This window comes from Acinetobacter sp. AOR01_HL, from assembly GCF_027855455.1.
Lineage (GTDB): Bacteria > Pseudomonadota > Gammaproteobacteria > Pseudomonadales > Moraxellaceae > Acinetobacter > Acinetobacter baumannii.
Genome location: NZ_JAKTIM010000026.1, coordinates 1 through 4051 on the forward strand (window position 1 = coordinate 1; position 4051 = coordinate 4051).

Here is a 4051-nt window from a genome sequence, read left to right on the forward strand (position 1 = left end):
GGCTTTGTTGCATAAAGCCTTTGAAGGTAAAGTTTTCCTAAGTTGCTAAAATTTAGGTTACAACTTGGGTATGAGGTCTGCCTAATTCTGTAAATTTATTTAATACGGCTACACGTGCATGGATCTCATTCACTTGGCTGTCAAAATTCCTTGAGTAGAGTTTATCGCCTAATAATTTGATGCAATGCATCTTGGTTTCGACCAAACTTCGCCGATGATAACCAGACCACTTTTTCCAAAGGGCTCTTCCTAGACGCTTAACTGTTTTTAGTAATTCATTTCTCTCTTGCGAATGAACTTTTGTATCTTTCCACGGTTTCGCATTTTTTCTTGGCGGAATCACCGCATATGCTTGACGATCTGAGATCACTCGTCTGCAGCATTTAGTGTCATAGGCTCCATCGGTATAGACAGAATCTACTCGCTCATCAAGTGGTATTTGACCAAGTAAATCACCGAGCACCTGTGAATCACTGATATTGTTCGTTGTGAGCTGAACTGCACGTATTTGCAGCGTTTCAGCATCTATACCAATGTGAAGCTTACGCCATTGTCGACGATATTCAGGCTGATGTTTCTTCCGTTTCCATTCACCTTCGCCCAAAAACTTTAAACCAGTTGAATCTACGAGTAGATGTAGACCATTGCTACTTTTTTGGTAGCTAATCGCAATATCAATATGTTTTTGTCTTCTGCAAAGCGTCGTATAGTCTGGCGCTGTCCAATCTAATCCGCAAAGTTTAATCAGGCTTTGTACAAAGCCAGTGACCATGCGTAGAGAAAGACGAAATATGGATTTAATCATTAAGCAGCATTGGATGGCTGTATCGGAATAAGTTTGATTTCGACCATGTTGGCTTTTTGGTTGAGCATACCATTGTGTTTTGGGATCAAACCAAATGGCAATATTCCCACGATTAATGAGAGCTCGGTTGTATGTGGGCCAATTGGTTGTACGGTAGATTTTAGGTGTAGGCTTATTCATCTCAAAATTATATTGTGGAATAAGCCTTTAGAGATAGGTTTGTGCAACAAAGCCATTTAGCATTTAAAAGAAATATCCAAATCTTTATGACTACACATAGTGCTGAATTCATTAAGAGCTTTAATGAATATTCATTAGAAAATGAAGGTACGAAACTTCGCTATTTAGAACTTGTGAGAACACGTAAAAATAGAATAATTAGTAATATAATTGAACCTGAAGTTCTTGAATATAAAATAAATCATTCAAAAAATTTTCGTGGTGAGTAACAATTATGAACCATAAGATTATTGTAGAAAGTTTTAATGATCAGGCTATATATGCTCATGTTTTAAAAAATTTCTGTACATCAAATACTGATGTAGAAACTTTTACAGATGGTTTAGACTGGATTGAACTCGCAGGTTTAGAACGGACTAAATTAATCACTAAATTGAAAGACATTCGTTCAGAATTGATAAGAGCACAAGAAATCACAAAAATTGGAATCATTATTGATTTAGATGATTCATCAGTAGAAGATGAGGATAAAATTTTTAAATGAACTTTGCTCTGAAGCATTTGAATTAACTATTGATATAGAAAAAGTAAGTGAATTTAAGCTTTATGAAATTCCTGAACAAGATATTGAATTTAAATTAGCTTATTGTTTTAGTGGTTTAAATGGTCAAGGGGAACTCGAACATCTTTTGAAAGAAATAGCAGATACTAGTAACTCTCACCATGCAAATTGTCTAGAAACTGGCTGGAAACAATGTCTTGCCTCTAAAGGAATTATTGTGAGGGATAAGGATTTAAGAAAATTATGGATGGATTTTTATAAAAGAATGGATTGCTTATCTCATAAGGAAAGAAAGCAAGCAAAGCAAAATGTGCAATGGGATACATTTTTATCGCTTTACCCCGAAAAATTTGATTTCTCTAAAGATATACCAGAGTTAAATGACCTCAGACAATTTCTTACGTTTTTTGGTTAAAAGTTAAAGTTTACTTATAGGGATCTTTTCTAGATCCCTTTATTTTTTGAGTTAAACAAATTCTTTAATCTCTTCTAAACTTTTCGATGGCTCAAACCACATAAAATCATAATCGGCCACATCATGAATATAAAACGGATCATTTTTCATAATCTCTTCAGCCTCTTGAAGCGAAGAGCTTAGAACTAAAATTACCCCACCTACTCTATTTTCCCGGCGTCCCGACGCTAAAAATTTCTTTTGCTCATAGTAATGATCTAAAAATGCAATATGTTCTTTGAGTACAGCGTCAACTTCGGTCAATGGTTTTTTATAGGTGAGGGTAACAACAATCATCTCATTCTCTTAAAGCAAGTAGCGCATGACATAGCTTATTCAATAGTACGCCGATTCCCCCAATTCATCCACACTAAACTTCCCACAATAATTACTCCTCCCAGCAGCACCATCATTGATGGTTTCTCATTTAAGAAAATCACCGCCAAACTCATGGCGACAATGGGCGAACAATACAAAAAATTCGATGCAATCGTTAACGGCATATTTTTAAGTACATAGCCCCAAAGTACATAAGCCATCGCACTTGGAAAAATACCCAATAAGACAACCGACATATTGGCTTGCCAAGTGGCATGTAAAATTTCACTAGGTAAATGAGCACTATAAAATAGTAAAGGAAGGGTCCCGAACCAAATGATGTAGCACATCATGCTCAAGGCATCATAATTTAAGGCAAATTTTTTATATAAATTAAAATAAAGCCCCCATGCAATTGCAGCTAAAACAATCAACAAACTATAAGGGCTCGGCATACCAAAACCATGATCTCCGCTGACCACTAACACGGCGCCACAAAGCCCTAGCAAAATACACAACCACTTTTTAAAACTGATTTGTTCTTTAAAAAGCAAAACCGAAATAATAAAGGTAAATAGCGGAATAGATTGGCTCAAAATACTAGATGCGACAGCAGTTACATATTGCTGCCCCGTATTTATCAGCAAATGATGCAGCGTTACAGAGAAAAACCCTAATACAGCAAGCGCAGGAACATCTTTCCACTTTAAAGGGGCTTTGTTGCATAAAGCCTTTGAAGGTAAAGTTTTCCTAAGTTGCTAAAATTTAGGTTACAACTTGGGTATGAGGTCTGCCTAATTCTGTAAATTTATTTAATACGGCTACACGTGCATGGATCTCATTCACTTGGCTGTCAAAATTCCTTGAGTAGAGTTTATCGCCTAATAATTTGATGCAATGCATCTTGGTTTCGACCAAACTTCGCCGATGATAACCAGACCACTTTTTCCAAAGGGCTCTTCCTAGACGCTTAACTGTTTTTAGTAATTCATTTCTCTCTTGCGAATGAACTTTTGTATCTTTCCACGGTTTCGCATTTTTTCTTGGCGGAATCACCGCATATGCTTGACGATCTGAGATCACTCGTCTGCAGCATTTAGTGTCATAGGCTCCATCGGTATAGACAGAATCTACTCGCTCATCAAGTGGTATTTGACCAAGTAAATCACCGAGCACCTGTGAATCACTGATATTGTTCGTTGTGAGCTGAACTGCACGTATTTGCAGCGTTTCAGCATCTATACCAATGTGAAGCTTACGCCATTGTCGACGATATTCAGGCTGATGTTTCTTCCGTTTCCATTCACCTTCGCCCAAAAACTTTAAACCAGTTGAATCTACGAGTAGATGTAGACCATTGCTACTTTTTTGGTAGCTAATCGCAATATCAATATGTTTTTGTCTTCTGCAAAGCGTCGTATAGTCTGGCGCTGTCCAATCTAATCCGCAAAGTTTAATCAGGCTTTGTACAAAGCCAGTGACCATGCGTAGAGAAAGACGAAATATGGATTTAATCATTAAGCAGCATTGGATGGCTGTATCGGAATAAGTTTGATTTCGACCATGTTGGCTTTTTGGTTGAGCATACCATTGTGTTTTGGGATCAAACCAAATGGCAATATTCCCACGATTAATGAGAGCTCGGTTGTATGTGGGCCAATTGGTTGTACGGTAGATTTTAGGTGTAGGCTTATTCATCTCAAAATTATATTGTGGAATAAGCCTTTAGAGA

General features: G+C 37.0%; 6 protein-coding genes and 1 pseudogene. 3 read left to right on the forward strand and 4 right to left on the reverse strand.

Annotated elements, in window-relative coordinates; genetic code table 11:
• Positions 1–52 precede the first annotated feature (52 nt).
• The gene (locus MKL62_RS08540) at positions 53–985 is read right to left on the reverse strand and encodes an IS5 family transposase (protein ID WP_001040033.1); all 933 of its coding nucleotides are present in this window, start codon (positions 983–985) and stop codon (positions 53–55) included.
• Between the two features lie 41 nt (positions 986–1026).
• On the opposite strand from MKL62_RS08540, the gene MKL62_RS08545 reads away from it, so the two are divergent.
• From MKL62_RS08545 to MKL62_RS08555, 3 genes are read left to right on the forward strand one after another with little or no spacing between them, the layout of a single operon-like run.
• Positions 1027–1254, forward strand: a complete 228-nt coding sequence (locus MKL62_RS08545; RefSeq protein ID WP_230258713.1) for a hypothetical protein — start codon at positions 1027–1029, stop codon at positions 1252–1254.
• A 5-nt stretch (positions 1255–1259) separates the two neighbouring features.
• Entirely contained in the window at positions 1260–1529 is a 270-nt protein-coding gene (locus tag MKL62_RS08550; RefSeq protein ID WP_005127892.1) for a hypothetical protein, read from the forward strand.
• Complete coding sequence (locus tag MKL62_RS08555; protein WP_005127891.1) at positions 1507–1962, forward strand: hypothetical protein; 456 nt, start codon at positions 1507–1509, stop codon at positions 1960–1962. Before MKL62_RS08550 ends, MKL62_RS08555 begins: the two co-directional genes overlap by 23 nt.
• A gap of 51 nt (positions 1963–2013) precedes the next feature.
• Here the strand turns inward: MKL62_RS08555 and MKL62_RS08560 are convergent, their stop codons facing one another.
• The 3 genes and pseudogenes from MKL62_RS08560 to MKL62_RS08570 all read right to left on the reverse strand — a co-directional run bounded on the left by MKL62_RS08560 (position 2014) and on the right by MKL62_RS08570 (position 4017).
• Positions 2014–2298, reverse strand: coding sequence for a YciI family protein (locus tag MKL62_RS08560; protein WP_000637651.1), 285 nt, complete (start codon positions 2296–2298; stop codon positions 2014–2016).
• 35 nt (positions 2299–2333) lie between these two features.
• Positions 2334–3032, reverse strand: a pseudogene (locus tag MKL62_RS08565) (DMT family transporter); the annotation flags it as partial.
• Positions 3033–3084: 52 nt separating this feature from the next.
• Positions 3085–4017 carry an IS5 family transposase gene (locus MKL62_RS08570; RefSeq protein WP_001040033.1) on the reverse strand — a complete coding sequence of 311 codons (933 nt, stop codon included), beginning with the start codon at positions 4015–4017 and terminating at the stop codon, positions 3085–3087.
• Between the last annotated feature and the right edge of the window lie 34 nt (positions 4018–4051).